The organism is Variovorax sp. TLI9-5A, assembly GCF_056867935.1.
In genome coordinates, this window is sequence record NZ_CP200310.1 from 6,951,615 (window position 1) to 6,977,559 (window position 25,945).

A 25,945-nucleotide genomic window follows, 5' to 3' on the forward strand; every position below is an offset into this window, starting at 1 on the left:
CTTGTTTCTTCAGCTGGCGCCGTAGCGTGCGCGGTAGGCCAGCACGCGTTCGCGGTGCGCGCCGAGGTCGGCGGCGGCACCGCCCGAGAGGTAGCTCAGCAGGTCGTCCAGCGTGGCGATGGCGATCACCGACAGGCCGAGCTGGTTGCGCACGTACTGCACGGCGCTGTGGTCCACGTCGACGCCGTTCTCGGTCGCCTTTTCCTGCCGGTCGAGCGCGATGGCCACGGCATGCGGCGTGGCGCCCGCGGCCTCGATGGCGGCGATCGACTCACGCACCGCGGTGCCGGCGGACATCACGTCATCGACGATCAGCACGCGGCCCTTGAGCGGCGCGCCCACGAGGTTGCCGCCTTCGCCGTGCGCCTTGGCTTCCTTGCGGTTGTAGGCAAAGGGATAGTTGCGGCCCCGGCGGGCCAGCTCGGCGGCCACCGTGGCGCCCAGCGGAATGCCCTTGTAGGCGGGGCCGAAGATCATGTCGAACTCGAGGCCGCTCTCGATCAGCCGGTCTGCATAGAATCCCGCGAGCCGGGCGATCTTGCCGCCGTCATCGAAGAGCCCAGAATTGAAGAAGTAAGGGCTCATTCGACCGGCTTTGGTCTTGAACTCCCCAAAACGCAGCACGCCGGCATCCAGTGCGAACTGGACGAAGTCCTGTGCGATTGCGCTGCTTTTGCTTTTCTCACCATCTACAGCCATCGGAAATTCCTTGTGTTCAAACTGACCAGTCTCAATCTCAATGGCCTGCGTTCGGCCGCTACCAAAGGCGTGGCCGACTGGGTGGCCGAACTTGCGCCGGATTGTATTTGCATGCAAGAGATCCGCGTCCAGGCCAGCGACATCGAGGGCCGGTTCGAGGAAATGGCCGGCCTCAAGGGGCATTTCCACTTCGCCGAGAAGAAAGGCTACGCCGGCACCGCCGTCTACACCAAGCACGCTCCGAGCCAGGTGGTGGTGGGCTGGGGCGACGCCGAGTTCGATGCCGAGGGCCGGTACCTCGAACTGCGCTTCGACACACCCAAGCGCAAGTTCTCCGTCATCAGCTGCTACTTCCCGAGCGGCAGCTCGGGCGAGGAACGCCAGGAGGCCAAGTTCCGCTTCCTCAAGGGCTTCTTCCCGCACCTCGTGGCACTGAAGAAAGAGCGCGAGTTCGTGCTGTGCGGCGACATCAACATCGCCCATAAAGAGATCGATTTGAAGAACTGGCGCGGCAACCAGAAGAACAGCGGCTTCCTCCCCGAGGAGCGCGCCTGGATGACGAAGCTGCTCGACGCCGGCGCCGAGGGCGCGGGCCTGGTGGACGTCTATCGCATGCTCAAGCCCGACACCACCGCCGAGGCCTACACCTGGTGGAGCAACCGCGGCCAGGCCTATGCGAACAACGTGGGGTGGCGGCTGGACTATCACCTGGCCACGCCGAAGTTCGCGGCGCTGGCGCGGAGCGAGCAAATCTACAAAACCGTGAAGTTTTCGGACCATGCGCCGATCACCGTGGACTACGACTTCAAGCTGTAGGTCATCATCCGGGTCCGATGCCGCTGCCAGCACCCGCTACCAATCCTTCGCCAGCCAACGCCTATCTGCCACGCGACGTGGTCAACGCGCCCGAGGTCAAGGCAGCGATCATCCGGCGCAGCACTGAACGGGGCGACGAGCCCGACATGGGAGCCTGGCTGCGCAACCATTTCTTCCGCTGGGCGATCGGCAGCTTCGAACATGTGCTGCCGCTGCGATCGATTGCCGACTTTCAAGCCGTGACCGGCACGGGCGATTCCGTGCCGGAGTGGTTGGTCAAGCTCTTGCAGCCGTCCGCTACCGGGACCGGCAAGGACTGCTGGTATCTCGACCCCGAGCATCTTCTACTGATCGAACGCGAGCGCGTGCTGGTCGAGTTTCTGCGCTCGCGGCGTGGCACACGGCTCGAACAGAAGCTGCAACGCATCAACTGCTTCATGGCGCTGACGATGTGGGAGCAGGAGCACCAGCGCATGCAGTCCCGCCGAAGCAAGGGCTGGGTCCCCAGCAGCGGCTTGGCCCTGCGCGAAGTACTGCGCACGCCCAACGGCGTGATCTTCGAATTTGACGGCCAGCATGCCGCGCTGCGCGAGGAAATGGCGTACGAGTCGTACCACATGCAGCACTGCCTTGGCCAGTTCGCCAGCCTCAAGAAGCTCAGCGGCGGCTATGGAGAGCAGTACGCACAGTCGGCGCAGGATGGCCGGCTGCGGCTGTTCACGCTGCGCAGCGCGGGCAACATGCCGCATGTGACCATCAGCCTTGCCGTGTATCCGGACGGCTTGCGCGTGGACCAGATCAAGGGCAAGCAGAACCGCCACCCGATCCGCAGGTATGCGGACGACGTGCTGCAGTTCCTGCGTACCGTTCCGCCACGGGGCGAACGGCATCCCGACTGCGAAGGCATGGGCCTGGTGTTCGAGCCCCAGGCAGCCGCCCAAGAGCCATCCGCCGGCCAATGGAAGTTCGTGACCGAGGTGGTCGACGCCAACTACCTGCTCAGCGTGATGAGCGCCAACTTCCACCTGGCCGAGCACTTCGAGCAACCGCCGGCCGCGTTGCAATGGTTGCTGCTGCGCATTGCGCCAGGCGAGCTGGCGCGGCTTCGGCAGATCGACCCGGGGGTGGCTGCAGCTGCGCGCCTCATGCTGCCGCAGGACGCGCTGCCGGCCGCACTGCGGGAGATGCCCGCCGGCGCCTGCGAGATCGAGGGCATTCCGCTCGATCTCGCCCGGAAAGGCGCCACATGTTGACGGCGCTCGCATGGCTCGCGGGTCTGGCAGTGCTTTTCATCGTGCTGCGTACGGCGGCCATCTTGTGGGGCTTGGCGCGCGATGGCGACCAGCAGGACGGCCGCGACACGGCCTTGCCCGCCAGGGGTGGTCTTGCGCTGCGAGCCGTCCGAGCCAAGGCCGACGCCGCGCCGCCCAACCGCCGCCGCTGGGCTCTCGCGCTCGGCGACATTCTGTCGATCCGCAATGGACTGCCATGCAATGGCGACACGCTGACGCTCGACCTTCCCGCAGACAGGCGTGAACAGCTCGGGCGTCAAGTGCTGCGCGAGATGAACATCGCTGCCGACCTGCCCGCCTCCGCCATCGGCGCACGCATGCAGGAAGCGCTCGACGGCTGGGTCGGAGGCCTGGGGCGCTCGCACGACGGCTTCTACGAGCAGCTCGCCGCGCAGGGCCGCGTACGCGACGCGCTGGCGTTCGATTGCGCACGCACGGCCTTTCTGGTGCGTTGCATCGCCCACCTCGGCTGGGTGCCGGAGACACGCGCCTGGCTGGTGCTCTTTCTCAACGCGCAGCGCGCGCAGGACAGTTTCGAGAGCTGGGAAGACTTCGGCCTGGCCTATGCCCGGGCACGCGAGCACTGGCTGCGCATGAGCAACCAGGACGGCCCCGCCTCGACACGCGCCATGATGGAAGTGCACGAGCACCTTCGCAACGCCGAAGGCAGCTGGCTCGCCCTGCCCTGGAAGCGCTATCGCATCTTCGACCCTCAGCCTGGACCCGCCTGACGAGGGCTGGAGTCTCATTTCTCTTTTTCACCTCACACCATGACTACAGCTGCACTCGTTCCTTCGCCGTGGAAAGTCTGCGACGCCAGCGCATTGCTGCGTGCGGGCGACTACGCCGCACTCGACCAGCTCTTCGATGAGGCGCTTGCCGCGAGTTTTCATGATCGTGCCAGCGAAGAGCGCTACTACGGCGCACTGCCCGCCGACCTGAAGGACTGCATCGACGCCGGCGCCGAAGGACTGGCGCTTCTGCGCGCCTGGCAGACGACCCGTCCGGAGTCGGCGCATGCATGGCTGAGCGAGGCGCACTACTGGTTCCACTGGGCCTACGAGTACCGAGGCTCCGGCTGGTCGAGCACGGTGACCGAGCTGGGATGGACCTGCGCCCACGCCTGCTGCACACACGCGGCGGTCTGTGCCATTCAGGCGCTGGAGCGAAGCCCCACGCTGTGGAGCGCTCCCGCACTGCTGATGCAGAGCGTGGCCGCGTTCAACGAGCCCGAGTGGCTTTCGGAACTGGTGCGCAGCGGCCGCAGTTCGATCGGCGAGCTGGCGCACGACCTGCCGGTCGAAGGCATGCCTGCCGACACTCGCGACGAATTGCTGGCCATGCTCGCACGCTCCGGCATCCGCGCCGACGAACGCATTGCCTGCCCTCAGACCGCACCCGAATCCCTGCCCCCACCGATGCAAGGCAAGAAACTGCTGAACGGCAGGCAGTACTGGATGCACGCCACGATCCATCTGCACCCACGGCTGTTCTTCTTTCTGCGCCAATGCATCTGGTTCATGCAGCCACGGTGGGGCGGCAGCCACGACCGGGTCCGAGCCTTCATCGCTTCGCCCACTTGCGCGCACCTGAACGAGATCGAGAAAGATCGACTGCGCCATGAGATCTGGCGCGACGACTATCTGGAGAACGAGGTGGACGAGGACGATGACCCGGAGGAAGTTCGCCACTGGATCGCGGCCACCCGCAAGCGCGCCGAAGAAGCCCTGTATCCCTATCACCGATGGGAGGCCCTGTACTGGATCTCCAGCGCCCACTACGGACGCAACGACCTGCCGCAAGCCCTCGCCTGCCTGAAGCAAGCAGAGGCGCACTGGCCCATCGACGACGACGAGGCCATGGCCAGGGCAGTCATGCTTTGCTGCAAACTCGAGCCGCAGGATCCGTCCTGGCTGGGACAAGCCATCGTGCGCAGCGCCAACGCCGGCGAATCCATTGCCGCGATGATCCTCCATGGATACTGCACCCTGAAGGGCCTGCTGGGCTTCGTGCAGAACGCGGCAACCGCGGAGGCTTGGTTCGATGCCGCTCGCCGGCAAGCCCCGGGCTCGCTCGCATGGAACAAGGTGGCCTACGCGTTCCGCAGGGGCAATCGCGAGGCGGATGCATTCGAACTGGCGACCATGGGCCTGGCGGCAGGCGGCGATTCCTGCGACTACCTGCTCGGTCTGTTCCACGAGGACGGAGTGCACGTAGCGCCCGACCTGGGGAAGGCCATTTCCTACTACCGCCAGACGGCCGAAAGTGGGGGCAACATGGGGGCATACAAGCTGGGTTACGCCAGCTACAACCTCGGCCACGCCACAAAGGAACCGACCGAGCGTTCACGTCTCCTGCGGCAGGCCGTGGAAGCCGCTCGCCAGGCACACGAGCTGGGCCATACCGAGGGCCTGGAGAGCATGCTGATGTTCATCGGCGCGCTGGAAAACATTCCAGCGCGCCATGAATACGTCGAGCTGGTACGCGAACACGCGCAACAAGGGGATGCCACCGCCATGGCCACGATGTCGGTGCTGCTGGCCGACAACGACGACAAGAAGCTCTACGACTACCGCGAAAGCGTGCGATGGATCATGGGCGCACAGGCTGTGGCCCCCGAAAGCGACTACGTCCGGAACGTGACGAAGAACTATCACCAGGACGGCTTCCTGTCGTCCACGCTCTACAAACTCACACGGCGCCAGATCAAGGCGCATGAGATCCCCGGCGCCGACAACGCAATGGTCTGACCTTCAGCGCGACAACTCCGGCAGCGCCTTCTCCAGCGTCGCGACGAAGGCCTGCATCGCCTCCGTCTCGTACGCCCCGCGCTTGGTGATGCGGTAGAAGTCCAGCCCCACCTTCGGCTTGATCAGCACGTCGGTGCGCACGCGATGCCGGCGGCAGGCGGCGAGCGCGAAGGTGGGCATCACGGCCGTGCCGAAGCCGGCTTCCACCATCGAGATCAGCGTGCCGAAGAAGTTGAAGACGGTGCGCTGCGCGTCGGCGCGGCCGATGGCGGCGAGGTGCTGGTCGATGACTTTCTGGATCGGGTTGCCGGGTGGCAGGCCGACGAGTTCGGTGCCGCGCAATGCCGACCAGGGGGCGGTGCCTACGGCCTGCGGCTCTCCAGCCTCCACGCGCATCAGGTGAAAGCGTCCCACCGGTTCGCGCGCCAGACCCGGCGCGGCCTTGAAGAAGAAGCCCAGGCCCACGTCGGCCTCGCCGGCCGCCACCATCGCCTCCACGTCGCGCAGGTCGGCGTCGAACAGGCGCAGGCTCACCTGCGGATGGGCCAGGCGGAAGCTGGCGAACACCTGCGGCAGCAGGTTCGACGACACCAGCGGCGTGGCCGCGATGCGCAGCGTCTGGCGTGCCGCGTCGCCCTCGGCGCCCAGCTCGGCCGCCACGTCGTCGAGGTCGGTCACCATGCGCTCCACCACCGGCAGCAGGCGCCGGCCCGCGGGCGTGAGGCTCACCACGCGCGTGGTGCGGTCGAAGAGGCGGCAGCCCAGCTGCTTCTCCATTTCGCGGATCAGGATGCTGAGCCCGGCCTGCGTGATGTGCGCCTGCTCGGCCGCGCGCGTGAAGTTGCCGACGCGCGCCACCTGCAGGAAGGCGCGCAGCTGGCGGGTCGATAGATTCATATGGATTGATGATAAATCCATATCACATCTAAATTTCTCAAATGATCCAGCCGGGTTCCTAATGCGGGCCGAGACAAGAACGCACGCAACGACCGATCAGATCATCATGAGCAACGAAGTCATCATCCTGGGCGCCGGCATCGGCGGCCTGACCCTCGCGCTGAGCCTGCACCAGGCCGGCATTCCCTGCCGCGTGTACGAAGCCGTGCCCGAGCTCAAGCCGCTGGGCGTGGGCATCAACCTGCTGCCGCACGCGGTGCGCGAGCTCACCGAGCTCGGCCTGCTGGAGGCCCTCGACAAGGCGGGCGTGCGCACGAAGGAAGCCGTGTTCTTCACCGAGCACGGCCAACTGGTCTTTCGTGAGGCGGCGGGCCGGCATGCGGGCTACGACTGGCCGCAGTTCTCCATCCACCGCGGCGACCTGCAGACCGTGCTGCACGAAGAGACGCTGAAGCGCCTGGGCCCAGACAGCGTGGTGTGCGGCCGCCGCTGCACGCACGTGGAGCAGGACGCGGAAGGCGTCACGGTGCATTTCGCCGACGGCGCGCCGCCGGTGCGCGGCGCAGTCGCGGTGGGCTGCGACGGCATCCACTCGGCGCTGCGCAAGCAGCTCTATCCGGGCGAAGGGGCACCGCGCTACTCGGGCGTGAACATGTGGCGCGGCACCGCGCGCTGGAAGCCTTTTCTCTCGGGCGGCAGCATGGTGCGCGCGGGCTGGCTGTCGGTCGGCAAGATGGTGATCTACCCGATCCGCGACAACATCGACGCCGAGGGCAACCAGCTGGTGAACTGGGTGGCCGAGATCCACGCGCCCCAACCCGCCATGCGCGACTGGAGCCGCGCGGGTCGCCTCGAAGACTTCCTGCCGGCCTTTGCCGACTGGCATTTCGACTGGCTTGACGTGCCGGCGCTGATCCTCGCCTCCGACACCATCCTCGAGTACCCGATGGTCGACCAGGACCCGCTGCCGCGCTGGACGCACGGCCGCCTCACGCTGCTGGGCGACGCCGCGCACCCGATGGTGCCGCGCGGCTCCAACGGCGCGGGCCAGGCGATCATCGACGCGCGCTTTCTCGCAGGCGCGCTGAAGAAGCAGGGCGTCGGCACTGCTGCGCTCGACGACTACGACCGCGTGCGCGTCAAGGCCACCACCGACGTGGTGCTGACCAACCGCAGCAATCCGCCCGACGCCATCCTGCGCGAGGTGTTCGAGCGCTCGGGCGGCAAGCGCTTCGACCGCATCGAAGAGGTCGTGCCGGTCGCCGAGCTGCAGGCCATCTCGGACAACTACAAGCGCGTGGCCGGCTACGACCCGGCGGCCCTGAAGGCGCGCGCTTCCTATCTTTGAACCTGAACTGGCAACCCACAGAAGAACACGGAGACAGACAGACCATGCGCTCGCTGATCAAGAAATCCCTCGCCGCCCTGCTCGTCGCGGCCAGTGCCACCACCGCCTTCGCCTGGCCCGACCAACCCATCACGCTGGTGGTGCCCTACACCCCCGGCACCGGCATCGACCTGATCGCCCGCCAGCTCTCGGCACGCCTGCCCGCGAAGCTGGGCCAGCCAGTGATCGTGGAGAACGTGGCCGGCGCCAGCGGCAACATCGGCAGCGAGCGCGTGGCGCGCGCCAAGCCCGACGGCTATACGCTGCTGGTGCAGGTCAACACGCTGGTGATGAACCGCAGCCTCTACCGCTCGTTGAGCTACGACCCGGTGGCCGACTTCGCGCCGGTGTCCCTCACCTCGTGGGGCACGCTGCTGCTGGTGACCAACCCGAACGTACAGAAGGTGTCGTCGGTGCAGCAGATGGTGAGCGCGGCCAAGGCGGCCCCCGGCAAGCTGACCTACGCCACGCCGGGCGTGGGCACGCCGCACCACCTGTCGATGGCGCTGCTCATGCAGGGCACCGGCACCGATCTGCTGCACGTGCCCTACAAGGGCACGGCCGGCGCGGTGACCGACCTGCTCGGCGGGCGCATCGACTACATGTTCCTGCCGGTGCACGTGGCGCTGCAGCACATCCAGGCCGGCAAGCTCAAGGCCATCGCCACCGGCAGCGGCAAGCGCCTGCCGCAACTGCCCGACGTACCGACGCTTGCAGAGGCCGGCGTGACTGCCGACAACGTCGACATGTGGTACGGCGTGCTCGCGCCCAAGGGCACGCCCGCGGACGTGGTGGCGCGGCTCAACAAGGAGATCGCGGCGGTGCTGAAGCAGCCCGAGGTGGCGAAGTCCTTCGAGTCGCAAGGCATGGTGCCGGCGAGCTCGACGCCAGCGGAGTTCGGCGCGCTGCTGAAGAAGGATGCGGATCGCTGGGCCACGGTGGTGAAGCGCGGCAATATCACCGCGGATTGATCGGCTCTCCCCCAGGCTGCGCGCACTTCGTGTCGCTACGCCCCCTTCCGGGGGCAACACCTGAGGCCCGGCAAGGCCGGTTCCTCGGTGTTCCTGGAATCTGATTTCGGGGCGCACGACCGTCAGTCAGTCAGCGCGTTGCCCCGACCTTCCCCGCGTGCCGCGCCAGATGCACCTGGTGCAGCGTGATCTTGCGCACCTCCGCCTGGCTGGTCTCGATATGCGCCCGCAGCAGCATCGCGGCCTGGTCGCCGCGGTTCGCGCGCACGGCTTTCAATATCTTGGCGTGCTCGTCGTAGGTGGCGTCGATGCGCGGCTGCTTGGTGAAGTCGAGGCGGCGGATGATGCGGATGCGGTCGGTCACGTCGCCGTGCACGCGGGCCATCTCGGCGTTGCCGGCGGCAGCCACCAGCGAGCAGTGGAATGCCTCGTCCCACTGTGCGACCTGCGCCATGTCGGTGCTGCGCTGTGCCGCGGGCACGAGCCAGATGTCGGCCAGCGTCTCCAGCAGGCGGCGGTCGATGTGGCGGTCGGTCTCGCACAGGCGGTGCACGGCGGTGGTCTCGAGCACCATGCGCAGGTCGTAGAGCTGCTCGAACTGGTCGAAGTCGAAGGGCAGCACGCGCCAGCCGCTGCGGAACAGCACCTCGACGAAACCCTCCTGCTGCAGCCTGAACAGCGCCTGCCGCACCGGCGTGCGCGACACGCCGAGCCGGTCGCTGATCTCGCTCTCGGTGAAGCGGTCGCCCGGCACGAGGATGAAATCGGCCACGTCGCGCTTGAGCTGCGCGTAGACCTCGTCGGCCCGCGTGCGGAAGACCGCCGCATCGGGAGCGGCAACAGAAGTTTCAGAGTGGGTGCGGGCAGTAGACACGTTGGAATGGTAGTCGCAGGCCGATGCGTCAAGAAGGGCGGCCATTCATCAGCGCCGCCAGCAGCGCCGCGCCCGGCGCCGTCCAGCCGACGATGCCGCCCTGCGCGCGCACCATGTCGAGCGTGGCCGCCTTGAACGCGGGAAAGTAGCTTTCTGTGCAGTCCTCCAGCAGCAGGCAGTCGTAGCCCCGGTCGTTGGCTTCGCGCATGCTGGTCTGCACGCAGACCTCGGTGGTGACGCCGCCGAACAGCAGGTGGGTGATGCCGCGCGCCTGCAGTAGTTCGTGCAGGCCGGTGGCGTAGAAGGCGCCCTTGCCCGGCTTGTCGATCACGATCTCGCCGTCGACGGGCGCGAGCGCATCGATGATCTGGTTGCCCGGCTCGCCGGCCACGAGGATGCGCCCCATCGGCCCTTCGTCGCCGATGCGCAGCGTGGGGTTGCCGCGATTGCGCTTGGCCGGTGGGCAATCTGAAAGATCGGCCTTGTGCGCCTCGCGTGTGTGCACGACAAGCCCGCCCGCCTGCCGCCATGCCTGCAGCACCGCCTTCGTCGCGGGCACGATGGCTTCGAGCAGGGACACATCGTTGCCGAGCGTCTCACCGAAGCCACCAGGCTCGATGAAGTCGCGCTGCATGTCGATGAGGACCAACGCGGTCTTCACCACGTCGAATTCGTACGGAAAGGGATTCGCTTCTTCTATGCGCATGCTGATTCTCAAGAATGTCCCCGACCAAGACGGCAGTCACCCCGCCACCGAGCCCGGCGGGCGGCCGGAGCCCAGACAACACAAGGAGCACTCATGCCACAACCTCATGATGCCCACCCCCCATGTGCGCCCCGATCACATGCCGCTCGGCCCCGGCGGCCGAAGTCTCGAACACGATCCGCCCTTCGCTCATCACCACGATGCGGTCCGCCAGCTCCAGCAGCTCGTCGAGGTCCTCGCTGATGAGCAGCACTGCCCCGCCCTTCTCGCGCACCTGCAAGATGCGCGAATGAATTTCAGCGACGGCCGCGAAGTCCAGCCCGAACACCGGGTTCGCCGCGATCAGCACATTGATGTCGCCCGCCAGCTCACGCGCCAGCACCGCGCGCTGCACATTGCCGCCCGAGAGACTGCGGATCGGCGCACCCTCGCCCCGCGTCTTCACGCCGTATTCGCCGATCCACTCGCGCGCCCGGCTGCGCCAGCGCGGAAAGTTCAGCACGCCGCCGCGCGACAGCGGCGGCCGGTCGAAGTCGCGCAGCGCCATGTTCTCCGCGACGCTGAGATCGCCGACGCATGCGTTGCGCAGCGGCTCCTCCGGCAGGCTGCGCACCTTGAGCTCGCGGTTCTCGGCGCGGCGCGCGGCGTAGGGCTGCCCCATCACCGCGACCTTGCCTGCAAGTCGCGGCCGTTGCCCCACCAGCGCCTCGACCAACTCGCGCTGCCCGTTGCCCGAGACACCGGCCACGCCGAGGATCTCCCCGGCGCGCACCGACAGGCTCAGCTCGTGCAGCGCCAGCGTTCCGCGATCGCCCTGCGCCTTCAGCCCTTCGACCTTCAAAGCAACAGGTGCACCAGCCGGTACGAGCTTCCTGGTCACGGCGGACTGCTGCGGCGAAACAGCCTGCTCACCACCCATCATGGCCTGCGCCAGTTGCGCCGGAGTGGTATCGGCCACGCGGCAATGGTGCACCGCCTTGCCGCGCCTGAGCACCGTCACGCTGTCCGCATACGCCATCACCTCGCGGAACTTGTGCGTGATGATGAGCACCGTGCACAGCCCGCTGCGCGCGAACTCGCGCACATGGCCCAGCACCTCGTCGGCCTCCTGCGGCGTGAGCACCGAGGTCGGCTCGTCGAGTATCAGCAGGCGCGGCTTCAGGTAGAGCTGCTTGAGCAGTTCGAGCTTCTGCTTCTCGCCCGCCGCGAGTTCGGCAGGCCGCGCGTCGAGGTCGAGGCTGAACGGCGTGGTCGCCAGGAAGCCCTGCAGCTCCGCGCGCTTGCTCTTCCAGTCGATCAACGCCGGCGTCTTTCCGCCCGCCAGCAGCAGGTTCTCGGCCACCGTCATGCCCGGCGCCAGCGTGAAATGCTGGTAGACCATGCCGATGCCCAGCGCGCGCGCCACGATCGGGTTGGCAATGTCCTGCTCGCGCCCGTCGATCAGGATGCTGCCCTCCTCCGCGCGCTGGAAGCCCGCCACGCACTTCACCAGCGTGCTCTTGCCCGCGCCGTTCTCGCCCAGCAGCGCATGCACCGTGCCGGGCTCGACGCGCATCGTCACGCAGTCCATCGCGGTGAAGTCGCCGAAGCGCTTGGTGAGTTGATACGTGTCCAGCGCGAGCGCGCCGCTGCCCGCCGGCAGGCCTCCGATGGCACGGGAGGAAGAAGACGCGGCGCCCATCGCGGTCAGTCCAGCGCGGCCAGCAGCGCCTGCGAGGTGGCGTGCGCGCCGAAGACGCCACCCTGCATCGTGATCATCTTCAGCGCTGCAAGGTGGTTGCCGTAGTCCGTGGCCGCGGTGCAATCCGACAGCAGCAGGCATTCGAAGCCACGGTCGTTGGCATCGCGCATCGTCGTGTGCACGCACACGTCGGTGGTGATGCCAGCAAGGATGATGTTCTCGATGCCGCGCGTGCGCAAAATCAGTTCGAGGTCGGTCGCATAGAACGAGCCCTTGCCGGGCTTGTCGATGATCACCTCGCCCGGCAGCGGCGCCAGCTCGGGAATGATCTCCCAGCCCGGCTCGCCGCGCACCAGGATGCGCCCGCAAGGCCCGTCGTCGCCAATGCCCACGCCGTTCGCGCCGATCTGCCGCGAGCGCCAGCGCTTGTTGGCCGGCAGGTCGCCGAGGTCGGGCCGGTGGCCCTCGCGCGTGTGGATGATGTGATAGCCCAGCGGACGCAGCGCCGCCAGCGTTCGCGCGATCGGCTGGATCGGCGCCTGCACCAGCGACAGGTCGTAGCCCATCACGTCGACATACCCGCCCTTGCCGCAGAAGTCGGTCTGCATGTCGATGACGATCAGCGCGGTGTTGTGGGGGCGCATGTTCGCGTTGTAGGGCCAGGCGTAGGGCTCGGCGGCGACGGTTTTCGTCGATGTCGTCGTTTCGGTCATGACGTTCAGTTCCTTGTCGATGAGAGTTCGCCGGGGCTGCCGGCGGCGGCGCTGCCCGGCCTGCAGGTGAACACCAGGATCACCAGCGTGAGCACATAAGGCACCGTGTTGAAGAGGTGGTAGCCCCAGCCGATGCCGATGGACTGCAGCGCCGGCCCGATGGCACCCGCGCCGCCGAAGAGCAGCGCCGCGCCCACGCAGCGCAGCGGACTCCAGCGCGCGAAGATCACCAGCGCGACCGCGATCAGGCCTTGTCCGCTGGAGATGCCTTCGTTCCAGCTGCCCGGATAGAAGAGCGTGAGCGACGCGCCACCCAGCCCCGCGATGAAGCCGCCCGCCGTGGTGGCCGCGATGCGCAGCCCCGAGACCGAATAGCCGAGCGCGCGCGTCGCCTGCGCCGAGTCGCCCGCCATGCGCACCAGCAACCCGGCGCGCATGCGCGCGAAGCCCCACCACAGCAGCACCGCGAGCGCCACGCCGATGGGCACCAGCGCATTGAGCTGCAGGGCCGAGCGCACCACGGTGTTGTCGCTCCAGAAGCCCAGCGGAATAGCCGGGATCTGCGGCGCCTGCGGCTGGATCAGCGGCTTGCCCAGGTAGAACGCGAGCCCCGTGCCGAGCAGCATCAGCGCGATGCCGGTCGCCACGTCGTTCACGCGATCGAGCGAGCACAGCAGCCCGTGCAGCAGCGCGAGCGCCGCACCGGCCAGCGCGCCGACCAGCACGCCGAGCCATGCGGAGTCGGTGAGGTAGGCGCCGCCGAAGGCAGCCATGGCCGACAGCACCAGCACGCCTTCGAGGCCGAGGTTGATGCGGCCCGATTTCTCGGTAAGGCACTCGCCCAGGCTCACGAAGAGGAACGGGGCGCCCACGCGCAATGCGCCGCCGACGATGCCGGCGACCAGCGCGATCCACTGGTCGGCCGTCATGTGTAGCTCCTTGCCTCCGGAAGCATACGGTCGCCGAACTTCTTCCAGTCGACCGTGCGCAGGCCTTCGCTCGCGAGGATCAGCACGAAGGCGATGCCCTGCAGCACCAGCACCGATGCATCGGGCAGGCCCAGCCGGCGCTGCAGCAGGCTGCCCGCCGCGCCGAAGCCGCCGAACAGGATGGCCACCGGCACGATGGCCACCGGGTTGTGCCGCGCGATGAAAGACACCAGGATGCCCGCGTAGCCATAGCCCGCGATCAGCGATGCGTTCGCATTCGTGTGCACCGCCGCCACCTCGATGGCGCCCGCGAGCCCCGCGCATGCGCCGCCGAGCCCGCAGGCCGAAAGAATGAGCCGCGTGGCCGGCAGGCCCACGAGCTGCGCGGTGCGCGGATTGCCGCCCACCACCCGCACCGAAAACCCCGAGGCCGTGGCGCGCAGCCACCAGCCGAGCCCCAGGCAAGCCACGATGCCGATCACCAGCCCCCAGTGCACGTCGGAACCGCCGATGCCGCCGATCAGCAGTCCGTCGCCCAGCGCGTAGGTCGATGGCTTGTTGAGGCTGGCCGGATCGCGCAGCGGCCCCTCGACCAGGTGCTTGAAGATGCCGATGGCGATGTAGGCCAGCAGCAGGCTGCTGATGGTCTCGTTGATGCCACGGTACTGGCGCAGCCAGCCAGCCAGCACGATCCACAACGCGCCGGCAAGCGCACCGGCGATGCAGACAGCCACGGTGCCGACAACGTTGCCCGGCAGCGGCACCGCATGCGCCAGCGCCGCGCAGGCCAGCCCGCCCAGCACCAGCGCCCCCTCTCCGCCTATGACGATCAGCCCCGCGCGCGCGGGCAGCGCCACGCACAGCGCGGTGAGCATCAGCGGCGCGGCGCGCTGCAGCGTGTTCTGCCACGAGAACCAGTCGCCGAACGCGCCCTTGAACAGCGTGGTCCACACCTCCACCGGGTCGATGCCGGCAAAGGCCACCACCAGCCCGAAAAGCAGCAGCGCCGCCGCGATGGCGAACACCGGCAGGGCCAGTTCCTTGAAGAGCGCGGGGCGCAGCATGGCGTTGACGGTGTGACGGTCAGACGCTGCCGACGACGCCTTCGACGAGGTAGTTCATCTTCTCGAGCTCCAGGTCGGTCTGCTTCAGGACCTTGCCCGCCGGCACCACGACCGCACCCTTGTTGTCCTTGATGCCGTCCTTGAAGATGTCGAAGCTGCCCGCGATCATCTTGGCCTTGATCTCGTCGGCCTGCTTCTTCGCGGCGTCCGGCACCATGGGGCCGTAGGCCGACATCTTCACGTAGCCCTCCTTCAGGCCTCCGCGCAGGAAGTTGGGATGCGGCTTGCCGGTCTGCGCGGCCTCGATGGCGGTCTTGTAGGCGGTGAGCCAGTTCCACTCGGCGCCGGTGAGGTACGCATTGGGCGCGAGCTTGGCCTGGCTCGCGTGATAGCCGCAAACCATCTTGCCGCGCTTGGCCGCCGTCTCGACCACCACCTTGGGGCCGTCCACGTGCATGGTGAACACGTCGCAGCCCTGGTCGGCCAGGCTGTTGGTTGCTTCGGCCTCCTTCACCGCCATCGACCAGTCGCCCGTGAAGATCACGCTGCAGGTGATGTTCGGTTTGACCGAGCGCGCGCCGAGCGTGAAGGCGTTGATGTTGCGCAGCACCTGCGGAATGGGCTTGGCGGCGACGAAGGCGATCTTGTTGCTCTTCGTCATGTGCGCGGCGATCACACCGTTGAGGTACTGGCACTCGTCGATGTAGCCGAAGAAGCTGCCGACGTTCTTGGGGTGCTTGCCCTCGGTCCAGAGGCCGCCGCAGTGCGAGAAGCGCACGTCGGGGTTCTTGGGCGCCACCGCGAGGATGTGCGGATCGAAGTAGCCGAACGAGGTGGGAAAGAGCAGGCCCGCGCCGTCCTGCGAGATCATGCCGGTCATGGTCTTCTGCACGGCCGCCGTCTCGGGCACGTTCTCTTCCTCCACCACCTTCACGCCGGGCAGCTTCTTGATCTCGGCGGCGGCCATCGCGTGCGCCTGGTTGTAGCCGTAGTCGTCGCGCGCGCCGACGTAGATCACGCCGACGGTGAGCGGCTTGGGCTTGGCCTGGGCGGCGGCGAGCGCGCTCCAGCTTCCGAGGCTGCCGGCGGTGCCCAGCGCGGCCAGTGTCTTGAGCGAATCGCGGCGATTGAGGTGGCGGGTCATGGCGTTCTTCTCCGTTACAGGTTGAGGTGCAAAAAATGTGCCCCGGACTCAGCCGAGCAGGCTCACGTGGGCGGCGACCACGCGCCAGCCCTCGGCCGTGCGCATCCAGGTCTGGCTCTGGCGGCCGGTCTGGCGACTGCCTTCGCGGCGGAACTCGACGTTCGCGGTCGCGAAGTCGCGACCGTAGGTGGTGATGACGGTGCGCAGCAGTTCGCGCGGCGGGCTCTGCACGGGCAGCGAGGCGCGGAAGGCGGCGATGTCGGCGTGGCCGTAGTGGTTCTCGGAAAAGCCGTAGCGCAGCGTGTGGGGGCTGTTCCAGAAGAGCTCGTCGAGCGTGGCGCGGTCGTTGCCGACCAGCGCGGCCTCGTAGCGGGCGAACACGGCCTGCACTTCGGCCAGTACCTCGGGGATGTTGATTTCCGGCGTCATCGGCGAACCTCGCGCTGGAAGATGTCGAGGCTGAGCTTCTTCATGGCCACGAAGCTCTCGGTGCTCAGCGTCTCGACGGTGCGCGGGCGCGCATCGCCATAGCGCAGGATCTCGGCCACTTTCGTGGGCCGCTTGGTCAGCAGCAGCACCTCGTCGGCGAGGTACACAGCCTCCTCGAGGTCGTGCGACACCAGCAGCATGGTGGTGCCGGTCTGCATGAACACTTCCTGCAGCTTCTCGCGGATGAAGAGCGTCATCTCGAAGTCGAGCGCCGAGAAGGGCTCGTCGAGGAACAGCACCTCGGGTTCCGGCGCGAGCGCGCGCATGATCGACGCCGTCTGCTGCTGGCCGCCCGAGAGCTCGTACGGAAAGCGCTTCAGGTCGAACTTCACGTCGAAGGACGCCACCAGTTCTTCCATGCGCCGGTCGACCTCGGCCTTGCTGCGGCCTTCGAGCTTCAGCGGATAGGCGATGTTGTCGATGGTGCGCATCCACGGGAACATCGCCTCGCGGTAGTTCTGGAACACGTAGCCGATCTTGGTGTCCAAGCGCCGCTTGCCGTCGAACAGGATCTCGCCCGAGTCGATGGGAATGAGCCCCGCGATCATGTTGATGAGCGTGGACTTGCCGCAGCCGTTCGGCCCGAACACCGAGACGATCGCGTGCTTGGGAATGTCGAGATCGAAGTTCTCGTACAGCGGCCAGCCCGCGAAATACTTGGTGAGACCGCGGATGGTGATGTGCGTGCCGGCCGGGCCAGGCCTGAACACGGGCTTGGGCACGTCGGCGTACACCGGGCCGTTGAGGACGATGTCAGTTGAAGCTCGCATGGAGGCGCTCCTGTCGGGGTCTTTGCGTGAGCTGCCACGGAACCGGCTTTGCCGGGCCGCAGGCAGCGCCCCCTCGCAGGGGGTTGGCGGCTACGCGAAGCGAGCAAGCCTGGGGGTGGTCCATCACCTTCCGCTCCAGTGCACGATGCGGCGTTCGGCGATCAGAAAAAGGATGTTCAGGGCATAGCCCAGCGCACCCGCCGCAAGAATCGCCGCGTACATGCTCTTCACGTTGAGCACCTGCTGCGCGTCGATGATGCGGTGGCCGAGCCCCGTGTCGGAGCCGATGAACATCTCGGCCACGATGACGATCACCAGCGCCATCGACACCGCCGAACGCAGGCCGACGAAGCTGGGCTGCAGGCTTTCCCACACCAGCACGTCCTTGAAGATCTGCCAACGCGAGGCGCCCATGACGCGCGCCGCCATCACGCGCTGCTTGCGTGCGTTCATCACGCCGTAGGCGCTGTTGAACACCACGATGAGCAGCGCGCCGAAGGCCGCGATGGCCACCTTGTTGACGTCGCTCACGCCGAAGATCAGCAGGAACAGCGGGATGAGCGCGGACGACGGCGTGGAGCGGAAGAAGTCGATCAGGAACTCCACGCTGCGGTAGGCCTTCTCGTTGCTGCCGAGCAGCACGCCCAGCGGCACGCCGATGGCCGCCGCGATGACGAAGGCCTGCACGGTGCGCCACACGGTCATGGCGAAGTCGGTGAGCAGCGGGCCGCCGGCCAGGCCGGTGATGAGCGCCGCGATGGTGTCGGCCGGCGTGGGCAGCAATATCGGCTTGATGAAGCCGAGCCGCACCACCAGGTCCCACACGATGAACAGTACCACCGGGCCGATGAAAGGCAGCAGGCGGTCGCGCAGCGGCGGCTTCGGCGCAGCGGTGGCCGTGCCGGCCGGCGGGGTCCACGGCGCGGCCGTGGTCGGGCTTGCGTCGGCCATGGTCGTCAAGCCTTGTAGAGCAGGCCGTCCACCGCGACCTTCTTCTCGAAGATGCCTTTCTCGGTGAACAGGTCGTAGAACTTCTGGAAGTACGCGACGTCGCTGGGCTTGAACTCGTTGTAGAGCATGTACGACGCGAGCGGCACTTCGGCCGTGAGCTTGCCTTCGATGGCGGTGTAGCCCTTCATGAACTGGCGTGCCTCGTCGGGCTTGGTGCGCACCAGCTCCACGCCGCGCGCGTAGGCGGCGATGTACTTCTTCGCGATCTCGGGGTTCTTCCTGATGAACTCGCTGGTGAGGCTGGCCGCGCCGCCATGCCACGGCGCCATCGGGTCGCCGAGGATGTACCTGGCCACCACGCCGGCTTCGACGACGCGCGTGGTGCCGTTCATGCGGCCCACGGTGCCGGTGGGCTCCAGCGTGTAGCAGGCGTCGACCTGGCCCGCGACCAGCGCGGCCACGTGCTGGCCGATGGGCAGTTCGCTCACGGTCGCGCCCTTGGCGCCGGCGCGCTCCAGCATGGTCTTGCACAACGTGACGTTCTGGATGCCGGGGCCCGAGGCGACCTTCTTGCCGGCGAGCTCGGCCACCGACTTGACGGGGCTGTCCTTGGCGACGATGAACTCGTCGAGCACGAACTTCGCGTTGCTCGGGTTGGTGCAGAAGATCTTGAACAGCCCGGGCTGCGCGATCTCGCCGATGGCGAGGTTGGCGGAGCCCGTGCCGTTGGCGCTGCCGTCGCAGCGGCCCGCGAGCATGCCCTCCATCACCTGCTGCGCGCCGGCGAACTTGAGCGGCTCGACGTCGAGGCCGGCCTCCTTGAAGTAGCCCTTGTCGACCGCCGCAAAGAACGGCAGGCCGGCGGCCACCGGCCAGAAGCCGATGCGCAGCTTGGCAGCCGCGCCCTGCGCACGCACGATGGCGGGCGCGGCCAGCACGGCCATGCCGGCGGCGGCGGTCTGCAGCAGCTGCCGGCGCGACGCGGAAGATTTCTTCTCTGGATTGCTCATCGATCGGAACTCCTGATCAGTTCAGTTGGAACTCGGGGTGGCGCGGCTCGCGACGTAGGCGCGCCAGCCGCCGTGATGGCTCACGTCCTGCGCGCCGGCCAGCGCGTGGCCCTCGCAGATGAAGCCTTTCACCCAGCTGCCGTCGGCCAGCTCGACGCTGCCCAGGCCGAGGGGTGGCGGAATGAGTGCGAGAAAGCTGCCGACCTGCGCCAGCGGCACGGCCCACACTTCGAGCGCGATGGCGGCGCCCTCCTCGCTTTCGGCCACGCGCCGCAGGCCGGGCTTGGGCGGCACGGTGCCGGGCAATGCGTGCAGCCTGTAGGCCGGCGACGTGGTGGTGGCGTGCATCAACGTGGCGCCGCGCTCGGTCAGCTGGCTGTTGAGCGGCATGCCCGAGAGGTGCGCGCCGACGACGGCGATGGGCAGCGTGCCGGCGCCCGGCGCCGCGAGTCCCGGGATGGCGCGCGGCGGCGGCAGCGGCTGGCCGGTCGCGCCTTGCGCGAGCCCGGTGGCGTGGTGAAAGCGCTGGCCCAGTTCCGCCAGCGCGAGGTCGCTGCCGCAGGGGCCGATCAACGTGATGCCGAAGGGCAGCCCGTCCGCGCGCAGGCTGCTGGGCACCGAGAGCGCGGCGTAGTCGAGCAGGTTGACGAAGTTGGTGTAGGCGCCGAGGTTGCGGTTGAGCACCACCGGGTCGGCGCGCATTTGCTCACGCGTGTAGTGCGTGGGCGCGGTGGGCACGAGCAGCAGGTCGATGTCGCGCCACATCGGCTCGACCTGCCGGGCGATGGCGCGCAGCTTCGTCTGTGCGTCGAACAGGTCGGCGGCGCTGTAGCCCTGGCCGCTCGCGAGGATGCCGCGCACGGGCTCGATCACTTCGTCGGCGTGCGCATCGAAGAACTCGCGCACGGCGGCGTAGCGCTCGGCGACGAGTGCGCTTTCGTAGAGCATGGCGGCCGCTTCGGCCAGCGGCGCGTAAGCGATGGTGACGGGCGTGCCGCCCATGGCGAGTAGCCGGGCGACCGCGTCGCCGAATGCCTGCTCGGCGGCGGCGTCGCCGAAGAAGCTCAGCCTGTCGGGCACGCCGAAGCGGAAGCGCGCTGGCAGCGGCTCGCGGCGCAGTTCGATGTCGCGGGAGTACGGGTCGCGCGCGTCGCGGCCGGCGGCGGCGAGCAGCACGTCGACCGCGGTGGCGACAGTGCGCGCGAAGATGGAGACGCAGTCGGCGCTCTGCGCGGCGGGCACCACGCCGAAGGCGCTCAGCAGGCCGCGCGAGGGCTTCAGACCGACGATGTTGTTGAGTCCGGCCGGCACGCGGCCGGAGCCGGCGGTGTCGGTGCCCAAGGCGAAGTCGGCCTCGCCCGTTGCCACCACGTAGGCCGAGCCCGAGCTGGAGCCGCCAGATACATAGCGTGCGTCGAAAGCGTTGGGCACCTCGCCATAAGGAGAGCGGGTGCCGTTCAGGCCGCAGGCGAACTGGTCGAGATTGGTCTTGCCGGCCAGCAATGCACCGGCTTCGAGCAGGCGCTGCACCACGGTCGCATGCACATCGGGCAGGCGCTCGAAGGCCGGGCAGGCGGCGGTGGTGGGCACGCCGGCAATGTCGATGTTGTCCTTGACCGCGAAGCGCAGCCCCGCGATCGGCAGGGCGAAACCCAGCGCTTCGCCGGCCTGCGCATGCGCCAGCGGAGATGCGAACCTGGCAATCCAGGCAGCTTCGGGCGTTCCGCTTTTCGGGTTTTCTTCATGCACCATCTTCAGGCATCCAAACATGTGTACAAGTTGAGATGCAAGCGGCATGCCAGCGCAAGCGCACCGTGGCGCAGATCGGAATCGTGCGGGGATTGGCCCTCTCCCTCGGGCTTTGGATCCCTCCCGGGCTTGGCTCCCTCTCCCCTCGGGGAGAGGGTTGGGGTGAGGGCAGGTGCGGAAGATGAAGCGCGGCTTCTATCTAGAGGCCGTCACCCTCACCCCCGCCCTCTCCCCAGGGGGAGAGGGAGTCATGCAAGTCAGCTCTTCTTTGCGTCGCGGTAGAGCTTCTCTACCTTCGGCAGGTTCGCTTCCAGCTTCGAGATGCGGTCCGGCCCGCTCGGGTGCGTCGAAAGGAAGCTCAGGCCGCCCTGGTTCTTCGACGCCGTCGCCATCTTCTGCCACAGCGACACAGACGCCTTCGGGTCATAGCCCGCGCGCGCCGCGAGTTCGAGCCCCACGAGATCGGCCTCGGTCTCGTCGCTGCGGCTGAACTTGAGCGTGATGAGCTGTGTGCCGGCACGCGCCGCCAGGTCGCCCACCTGCCCCCATCCGAGCAGTTGCGCACCGATGGAGAGCGCCGCACCGGTGCCCGCGCTCTTGGCCAGGCGGGCGCGTGCGTGCTCGCGCAGCGCATGGGCCATCTCGTGGCCCATCACCATCGCGACCTCGTCGTCGGTGAGCTTGAGCTGGTCGAGGATGCCGGTGAAGAAGGCGATCTTGCCGCCGGGCATGCAGAAGGCGTTGATCTGCTTGCTGCCGATCAGGTTGACTTCCCACTTCCAGTCGCGTGCGCGCGAGTTCCACGGCATGGCGAACGGAATGAGCCGCTTGGCAATGGCCCGCAGCCGCTGCAGCTGCGGGTTGTTCTCGCCCGCGAGCGCGCCCTTGGCGCGTGCCTGCTCGAGCAATTGGCCGTACTGCTGCACGCCGGCCGACTCGATCTGCTCGACCGGCACGATGTTCCGGGCCACCGAGGCCTTGCCCACGTCGACCTGCGCCAGGGCCGGCTTCGCGAGCACCGCGCCGGCCGCCGCCAGCAGGAAGGCGCGCCGCGGATTCCACGCGGAAGCGACGGAAGGAGCGGGAGCGCCGGAAAAGGGGTGATCGCATCGTGTGCACATAGGAGCCGGATGATAGGAACAAATGAAGACAAGAAGGCCGGGAAGCCAGGCCGCCGCTCATGGACAATCCGGGGCACATGTCCGCCTCGCCCGCAGAAACCCCCACGCCCCCCTCACCGCCCTGGCGCGACGCGCTGAAGGTCTACCTCGAACCCGCCACCCTGCGCATGCTGGCGCTGGGCTTCTCGGCGGGGCTGCCGCTGCTGCTGGTGCTCGGCACGCTGAGCTTCCGGCTGCGCGAAGCGGGCATCGACCGCACCACCATCGGCTACCTGAGCTGGGTCGGGCTGGCCTACGGCTTCAAGTGGGTCTGGGCGCCGCTGGTCGACCGGCTGCCGCTGCCGCCGCTGACCACCCTGCTGGGGCGCCGGCGCGGCTGGCTGCTGCTGGCGCAGTGCATGGTCATCGCGGGCCTCGCAGGCATGGCGGTCAACGATCCGCGCCACGGGCTCACGCCGCTGGTGTGGTGCGCGCTGCTGGTGGCCTTCGGCTCGGCCACGCAGGACATCGCGCTCGACGCCTTCCGCATCGAATCGGCCGAGGCGCGCAAGCAAGCCGCGCTGGCAGCCGCCTACCAGACGGGCTACCGCCTCGCGATGATCTGGGCCGGTGCCGGCGTGCTGTGGGTCGCGGCCTGGGCCGAGGTGGCGCCCGCCGCGGCGGCCACGGGCGCGGCGGCCTACCAGAACGGGGCATGGAAGACGGCTTATCTGGTGATGGCGGCTTCGATGGTCGTGGGTGTGCTGACGGTGCTACTGTCGCCCGAGCCAGTGCCGAAGGAGCGCCAGATTGAAACGGCCGAGATGGCCGCTACGCGTGAGCAGATCGCAACGACCGGAATTCCCGTCTACGGCGCGATGCTTGCCCTGGCCGTCGTCCTGCTCGTTCCAGCTGCCGTAGCGCTCCAGATTCACTTTGTGATTCTCGTCACGGCGCTGTTGATCTTTGTGTCGCCGGTCGTGCTCGCCTACGCAGCGCTAGTCATATGGGCTGCGCGCATGAAATGGCGCGTGCGCGTTCCCCAGCGGGCGCTCTCGCTAGTCGTCTGGTTCATTCACGCCTTCTACAAGCCCTTCGCCGACTTTGTCCGCCGCTACAAATGGCAGGCAGTACTGATCCTTTCGCTCATCGCCATCTACCGCATCAGCGACGTGGTGATGGGCATCATGGCCAACCCGTTCTACGTGGACATGGGCTTCACCAAGGACCAGGTGGCCTCGGTCAGCAAGATCTACGGCGTGATCATGACGCTGGCGGGCGCCTTCGTCGGCGGCGTGCTGTCGATGCGGCTGGGCGTGATGCGCGTGCTGATGCTGGGCGCCGTGCTCAGCGCCGCCAGCAACCTGCTCTTCGCCTGGCTGGCCACGCGCGGGCACGACCTCACGGCGCTGATCGCGGTGGTTTCCGCTGACAACCTCGCCGGCGGCATCGCCTCGGCGGCCTTCATCGCCTACCTGTCGAGCCTCACCAACATCAGCTACTCGGCCACGCAGTACGCCCTGTTCAGCTCGCTGATGCTGCTGCTGCCGAAGTTCATCGCCGGCTACTCGGGCGCCTTCGTGGACGCCTACGGCTACAGCAGCTTCTTCGTCGGCACCGCCCTGCTGGGCGCGCCGGTGCTGGTGCTGGTGGCGCTGGCCTCGCGGCTGACGGCGACCACAAGCCCCCGGGGGCGTCAATAGGGCCTGTGCCTTATAGGAAACGGCCGACGCTGCGCGGGCCCCGCAACTGGTAGGCTGTACCGGTATACATTCGTTTCCTTCAATTTGCTTTCCTCGCCGCGCCTTTTGCCTCCTGCCGCGCGCCCAACGTCTGCCTGACCGACAGCCCAACACCTACAAGATCGTGCCGTCCCGAATTTCTCCTCTTCAGATAAGTGCCTACACGGCCACAAGCGCCGTCGGTGTCGGCAAGGAAGCCCTGGCCGACGCGCTCGCGCAGTCGCGCAGCGGGCTGCGCGCCAACGACTTCGGCGACGCGCCGCTGCCCACCTGGATCGGCCGCGTCGACGGGGTCGAGGAGGTCCGGCTGCCCGAATCGCTCGCGCAGTGGGACTGCCGCAACAACCGGCTGGCCTGGATGGGCCTGCAGGCCGACGGCTTCATCGAGGCAGTGGCCGCCGCGCGCGAGAAATATGGCGCATCGCGCATCGCGCTCGTCCTGGGCACCTCCACCGCCAGCATCGGCGAGACCGAGCTGGCCTACACCCGGCTCGACGAGCAGGGCATGTTCCCACCCGAGCAGCGCCGCGCGGCGGTGCACACGCCGCACTCGCTGGCCATGTTCACGCAGCAGCTGCTGGGCATCACCGGCCCGAGCGAAACCATTTCCACCGCCTGTTCGTCCAGTGCCAAGGTGTTCGCCTCGGCCGAGCGGCTGATCCGCCTGGGCCTGGCCGACGCGGCCGTGGTCGGCGGGGCCGATACGCTGTGCGGCAGCGTGCTGTTCGGCTTCAACTCGCTCGAACTGGTGTCGAGCGAACCTTGCCGGCCCTTCGACGCCGCGCGCAAGGGCATCAGCCTCGGCGAGGCCGCGGGCTTCGCGCTGGTCGAGCGCGTGCAGACCGGCGCCGATGCCGCGCCGCTGCACCTGCTGGGCTACGGCGAGGCGAGCGACGCGCACCACATGTCGACGCCCCACCCCGAGGGCCTGGGCGCCGAACGCGCGCTCGACGAGGCGCTGGCGCGCGCCGGCCTCGCACCCGAGGCCATCGACTACATCAACATGCACGGCACCGCGAGCCAGAAGAACGACGAGGTCGAGGGCGCGCTGGTGGCACGCCGCTTCCCGGCACGCACGCACGCCAGCTCGACCAAGGGCTTCATGGGCCACACGCTGGGCGCCGCGGGCATCGTCGAGGCCGTCATCAGCCTGCTGGCCATCGAGCGCGGCCTGATGCCGGGCACGGTCAACACGCACACGCTGGACGAAGGCTTCGGCCCGCAGATCCGGCTGGAACCCGTGCGCGGCGAAGTGCGCTACGCGCTGAGCAATTCCTTCGGCTTCGGCGGCAACAACTGCTCGCTGGTCTTCGGCAAAGCGGCATGAACGACATGAACCAGGCCGCACCCAAGCCCCCCACCCTCTACATCGAAGGCCCGGCCTTCTGGACTCCCACGCTGCCCGGCTGGGACACCGCGCGCGCGGCCTTCCGCGGCGAAGGCGCGCTGGCCGATCCGCCCGCGAAGCGCCCGTCGCCGCAGGTGCTGGCCCCTGCCGAGCGCCGCCGCGCGCCCGACACCGTGGCGCTGGCGCTCGAAGTGGCCGCCGCCGCCCTGGCCGGCTCGGGCCGCAACGCGGCCGACGTGCCCTGCGTGTTCACCTCGGCGCACGGCGACCTGTCGATCAACGACTACATGTGCAGCACGCTGGCGGGCGATCCGAAGATGCTCTCGCCCACCAAGTTCCACAACTCGGTGCACAACGCGGCCGTGGGCTACTGGACCATCGGCACCGGCTGCATGGCGGCCAGCAACGCGGTCTCGGCCTACGAGCACAGCTTCGCCTCGGGCCTGCTGGAGGCGGCGGTGCAATCCGCCTGCGACCAGGAGCCCGTGCTGCTGGTAGGCTACGACGCGCCCACGGTGGGCGCGCTGACCTCCGTCACCGACAGCCGCGGCCTGCTCGCAGTGGCGATGGTGATCGCCAGCGAGCCCAGCGAGCGCACCGTGGCGGCGCTCGACTGGGCGCTGGCCAGCGAGGACGGCAAGGCCCCGGCGGCCACGCTGCCGCGCTCGGAGGCCGCGAAGTCGCTGGCCGAGATCAACCCCATGGCCCAGTCGCTGGGGCTGTTCGAATCGCTGGCACATCTGGATGACGGCAGTACTGTCGACGGCTCGGGCAAGCCGGTCGACCTGCCGCTTTCCCCCACCCTGTCGCTGCGGCTGCAGTTGCGGCCGTTCGCGCGGGGCTGAGCCCACGGCCACTGCAAC

24 protein-coding genes are annotated in these 25,945 nt (G+C 68.0%); 9 read left to right on the top strand and 15 right to left on the bottom strand.

The features are described 5' to 3' along the window. Positions 1-9: 9 nt before the first annotated feature. A complete protein-coding gene (gene pyrE, locus AC1VNX_RS32995) occupies positions 10-699 on the bottom strand; it encodes an orotate phosphoribosyltransferase (RefSeq protein ID WP_483161709.1) in 690 nt (229 codons plus the stop codon). A 12-nt stretch (positions 700-711) separates the two neighbouring features. Between pyrE and AC1VNX_RS33000 the strand changes: the two genes are divergently transcribed. Genes AC1VNX_RS33000 through AC1VNX_RS33015 form a run of 4 tightly spaced genes read left to right on the top strand, consistent with a single transcriptional unit; the run spans position 712 to position 5,557 of the window. Continuing rightward, positions 712-1,515, top strand: a complete 804-nt coding sequence (locus AC1VNX_RS33000) for an exodeoxyribonuclease III (protein ID WP_301503818.1) — start codon at positions 712-714, stop codon at positions 1,513-1,515. Positions 1,516-1,532: 17 nt separating this feature from the next. Beyond that, entirely contained in the window at positions 1,533-2,768 is a 1,236-nt protein-coding gene (locus AC1VNX_RS33005; protein WP_483161710.1) for a hypothetical protein, read from the top strand. Then, positions 2,762-3,538, top strand: coding sequence for a DUF1266 domain-containing protein (locus tag AC1VNX_RS33010; RefSeq protein WP_483161711.1), 777 nt, complete (start codon positions 2,762-2,764; stop codon positions 3,536-3,538). Before AC1VNX_RS33005 ends, AC1VNX_RS33010 begins: the two co-directional genes overlap by 7 nt. A gap of 39 nt (positions 3,539-3,577) precedes the next feature. Then, positions 3,578-5,557, top strand: coding sequence for a DUF4034 domain-containing protein (locus AC1VNX_RS33015; RefSeq protein ID WP_483161712.1), 1,980 nt, complete (start codon positions 3,578-3,580; stop codon positions 5,555-5,557). A 3-nt stretch (positions 5,558-5,560) separates the two neighbouring features. On the opposite strand, the gene AC1VNX_RS33020 is transcribed toward AC1VNX_RS33015, so the two are convergent. Continuing rightward, positions 5,561-6,454: a LysR family transcriptional regulator gene (locus tag AC1VNX_RS33020; protein ID WP_483161713.1), complete on the bottom strand. Its 894-nt coding sequence runs from the start codon at positions 6,452-6,454 to the stop codon at positions 5,561-5,563. A gap of 106 nt (positions 6,455-6,560) precedes the next feature. On the opposite strand from AC1VNX_RS33020, the gene AC1VNX_RS33025 reads away from it, so the two are divergent. Next, complete coding sequence (locus AC1VNX_RS33025) at positions 6,561-7,802, top strand: flavin-dependent oxidoreductase (RefSeq protein ID WP_483161714.1); 1,242 nt, start codon at positions 6,561-6,563, stop codon at positions 7,800-7,802. 44 nt (positions 7,803-7,846) lie between these two features. Continuing rightward, positions 7,847-8,812, top strand: coding sequence for a tripartite tricarboxylate transporter substrate binding protein (locus tag AC1VNX_RS33030; RefSeq protein WP_483161715.1), 966 nt, complete (start codon positions 7,847-7,849; stop codon positions 8,810-8,812). 130 nt (positions 8,813-8,942) lie between these two features. Here the strand turns inward: AC1VNX_RS33030 and AC1VNX_RS33035 are convergent, their stop codons facing one another. The 13 genes from AC1VNX_RS33035 to AC1VNX_RS33095 form a co-directional block, all read right to left on the bottom strand. Beyond that, positions 8,943-9,731: a GntR family transcriptional regulator gene (locus AC1VNX_RS33035; RefSeq protein WP_483161716.1), complete on the bottom strand. Its 789-nt coding sequence runs from the start codon at positions 9,729-9,731 to the stop codon at positions 8,943-8,945. Next, positions 9,715-10,392 carry a cysteine hydrolase family protein gene (locus tag AC1VNX_RS33040; protein WP_483161717.1) on the bottom strand — a complete coding sequence of 226 codons (678 nt, stop codon included), beginning with the start codon at positions 10,390-10,392 and terminating at the stop codon, positions 9,715-9,717. Before AC1VNX_RS33040 ends, AC1VNX_RS33035 begins: the two co-directional genes overlap by 17 nt. A gap of 91 nt (positions 10,393-10,483) precedes the next feature. Continuing rightward, the gene (locus AC1VNX_RS33045) at positions 10,484-12,073 is read right to left on the bottom strand and encodes an ABC transporter ATP-binding protein (RefSeq protein WP_483161718.1); all 1,590 of its coding nucleotides are present in this window, start codon (positions 12,071-12,073) and stop codon (positions 10,484-10,486) included. Positions 12,074-12,078: 5 nt separating this feature from the next. Beyond that, positions 12,079-12,786 (bottom strand): biuret amidohydrolase, encoded by a 708-nt coding sequence (gene biuH / locus AC1VNX_RS33050; protein ID WP_483161719.1) that lies wholly within the window; start codon positions 12,784-12,786, stop codon positions 12,079-12,081. A gap of 5 nt (positions 12,787-12,791) precedes the next feature. Beyond that, positions 12,792-13,715: an ABC transporter permease gene (locus AC1VNX_RS33055; protein WP_483161720.1), complete on the bottom strand. Its 924-nt coding sequence runs from the start codon at positions 13,713-13,715 to the stop codon at positions 12,792-12,794. Beyond that, complete coding sequence (locus AC1VNX_RS33060; RefSeq protein ID WP_483161721.1) at positions 13,712-14,779, bottom strand: ABC transporter permease; 1,068 nt, start codon at positions 14,777-14,779, stop codon at positions 13,712-13,714. Before AC1VNX_RS33060 ends, AC1VNX_RS33055 begins: the two co-directional genes overlap by 4 nt. A 19-nt stretch (positions 14,780-14,798) precedes the next feature. Further along, on the bottom strand, positions 14,799-15,923 hold the full coding sequence (locus AC1VNX_RS33065; RefSeq protein WP_483161722.1) for a BMP family ABC transporter substrate-binding protein: 1,125 nt from the start codon (positions 15,921-15,923) through the stop codon (positions 14,799-14,801). Between the two features lie 48 nt (positions 15,924-15,971). Next, positions 15,972-16,352: an oxalurate catabolism protein HpxZ gene (hpxZ, locus tag AC1VNX_RS33070; protein WP_413312249.1), complete on the bottom strand. Its 381-nt coding sequence runs from the start codon at positions 16,350-16,352 to the stop codon at positions 15,972-15,974. After that, positions 16,349-17,182, bottom strand: a complete 834-nt coding sequence (locus tag AC1VNX_RS33075) for an ABC transporter ATP-binding protein (RefSeq protein WP_483161723.1) — start codon at positions 17,180-17,182, stop codon at positions 16,349-16,351. Before AC1VNX_RS33075 ends, hpxZ begins: the two co-directional genes overlap by 4 nt. Positions 17,183-17,305: 123 nt before the next feature. After that, the gene (locus tag AC1VNX_RS33080; RefSeq protein ID WP_483161724.1) at positions 17,306-18,133 is read right to left on the bottom strand and encodes an ABC transporter permease; all 828 of its coding nucleotides are present in this window, start codon (positions 18,131-18,133) and stop codon (positions 17,306-17,308) included. Positions 18,134-18,138: 5 nt separating this feature from the next. Then, a complete protein-coding gene (locus AC1VNX_RS33085) occupies positions 18,139-19,143 on the bottom strand; it encodes an ABC transporter substrate-binding protein (protein ID WP_483161725.1) in 1,005 nt (334 codons plus the stop codon). 21 nt (positions 19,144-19,164) lie between these two features. Next, positions 19,165-20,895: an allophanate hydrolase gene (gene atzF / locus AC1VNX_RS33090; RefSeq protein WP_483161726.1), complete on the bottom strand. Its 1,731-nt coding sequence runs from the start codon at positions 20,893-20,895 to the stop codon at positions 19,165-19,167. A 254-nt stretch (positions 20,896-21,149) separates the two neighbouring features. After that, positions 21,150-22,013 carry a M48 family metallopeptidase gene (locus AC1VNX_RS33095; protein WP_483161727.1) on the bottom strand — a complete coding sequence of 288 codons (864 nt, stop codon included), beginning with the start codon at positions 22,011-22,013 and terminating at the stop codon, positions 21,150-21,152. Between the two features lie 59 nt (positions 22,014-22,072). Here AC1VNX_RS33095 and AC1VNX_RS33100 point away from each other — a divergent pair, with 59 nt between their 5' ends. The 3 genes from AC1VNX_RS33100 to AC1VNX_RS33110 all read left to right on the top strand — a co-directional run bounded on the left by AC1VNX_RS33100 (position 22,073) and on the right by AC1VNX_RS33110 (position 25,927). Continuing rightward, entirely contained in the window at positions 22,073-23,695 is a 1,623-nt protein-coding gene (locus AC1VNX_RS33100; protein WP_483161729.1) for an AmpG family muropeptide MFS transporter, read from the top strand. Between the two features lie 163 nt (positions 23,696-23,858). Beyond that, positions 23,859-25,061 (top strand): beta-ketoacyl-[acyl-carrier-protein] synthase family protein, encoded by a 1,203-nt coding sequence (locus AC1VNX_RS33105; protein ID WP_483161730.1) that lies wholly within the window; start codon positions 23,859-23,861, stop codon positions 25,059-25,061. After that, on the top strand, positions 25,058-25,927 hold the full coding sequence (locus tag AC1VNX_RS33110) for a beta-ketoacyl synthase chain length factor (protein ID WP_483161731.1): 870 nt from the start codon (positions 25,058-25,060) through the stop codon (positions 25,925-25,927). Before AC1VNX_RS33105 ends, AC1VNX_RS33110 begins: the two co-directional genes overlap by 4 nt. Positions 25,928-25,945: the final 18 nt, after the last annotated feature.

Coding starts and splice junctions, on each gene's coding strand:
- AC1VNX_RS33075 (WP_483161723.1), bottom strand. CDS start 17,182: ATGCGAGCTTCAACTGACATCGTCCTCAACGGCCCGGTGTACGCCGAC.
- AC1VNX_RS33055 (WP_483161720.1), bottom strand. CDS start 13,715: ATGACGGCCGACCAGTGGATCGCGCTGGTCGCCGGCATCGTCGGCGGC.
- atzF (WP_483161726.1), bottom strand. CDS start 20,895: ATGGTGCATGAAGAAAACCCGAAAAGCGGAACGCCCGAAGCTGCCTGG.
- AC1VNX_RS33100 (WP_483161729.1), top strand. CDS start 22,073: ATGGACAATCCGGGGCACATGTCCGCCTCGCCCGCAGAAACCCCCACG.
- AC1VNX_RS33045 (WP_483161718.1), bottom strand. CDS start 12,073: ATGGGCGCCGCGTCTTCTTCCTCCCGTGCCATCGGAGGCCTGCCGGCG.
- AC1VNX_RS33085 (WP_483161725.1), bottom strand. CDS start 19,143: ATGAGCAATCCAGAGAAGAAATCTTCCGCGTCGCGCCGGCAGCTGCTG.
- AC1VNX_RS33065 (WP_483161722.1), bottom strand. CDS start 15,923: ATGACCCGCCACCTCAATCGCCGCGATTCGCTCAAGACACTGGCCGCG.
- AC1VNX_RS33060 (WP_483161721.1), bottom strand. CDS start 14,779: ATGCTGCGCCCCGCGCTCTTCAAGGAACTGGCCCTGCCGGTGTTCGCC.
- pyrE (WP_483161709.1), bottom strand. CDS start 699: ATGGCTGTAGATGGTGAGAAAAGCAAAAGCAGCGCAATCGCACAGGAC.
- AC1VNX_RS33010 (WP_483161711.1), top strand. CDS start 2,762: ATGTTGACGGCGCTCGCATGGCTCGCGGGTCTGGCAGTGCTTTTCATC.
- AC1VNX_RS33025 (WP_483161714.1), top strand. CDS start 6,561: ATGAGCAACGAAGTCATCATCCTGGGCGCCGGCATCGGCGGCCTGACC.
- biuH (WP_483161719.1), bottom strand. CDS start 12,786: ATGACCGAAACGACGACATCGACGAAAACCGTCGCCGCCGAGCCCTAC.
- AC1VNX_RS33040 (WP_483161717.1), bottom strand. CDS start 10,392: ATGCGCATAGAAGAAGCGAATCCCTTTCCGTACGAATTCGACGTGGTG.
- hpxZ (WP_413312249.1), bottom strand. CDS start 16,352: ATGACGCCGGAAATCAACATCCCCGAGGTACTGGCCGAAGTGCAGGCC.
- AC1VNX_RS33020 (WP_483161713.1), bottom strand. CDS start 6,454: ATGAATCTATCGACCCGCCAGCTGCGCGCCTTCCTGCAGGTGGCGCGC.
- AC1VNX_RS33030 (WP_483161715.1), top strand. CDS start 7,847: ATGCGCTCGCTGATCAAGAAATCCCTCGCCGCCCTGCTCGTCGCGGCC.
- AC1VNX_RS33110 (WP_483161731.1), top strand. CDS start 25,058: ATGAACGACATGAACCAGGCCGCACCCAAGCCCCCCACCCTCTACATC.
- AC1VNX_RS33015 (WP_483161712.1), top strand. CDS start 3,578: ATGACTACAGCTGCACTCGTTCCTTCGCCGTGGAAAGTCTGCGACGCC.
- AC1VNX_RS33080 (WP_483161724.1), bottom strand. CDS start 18,133: ATGGCCGACGCAAGCCCGACCACGGCCGCGCCGTGGACCCCGCCGGCC.
- AC1VNX_RS33005 (WP_483161710.1), top strand. CDS start 1,533: ATGCCGCTGCCAGCACCCGCTACCAATCCTTCGCCAGCCAACGCCTAT.
- AC1VNX_RS33035 (WP_483161716.1), bottom strand. CDS start 9,731: ATGGCCGCCCTTCTTGACGCATCGGCCTGCGACTACCATTCCAACGTG.
- AC1VNX_RS33095 (WP_483161727.1), bottom strand. CDS start 22,013: ATGTGCACACGATGCGATCACCCCTTTTCCGGCGCTCCCGCTCCTTCC.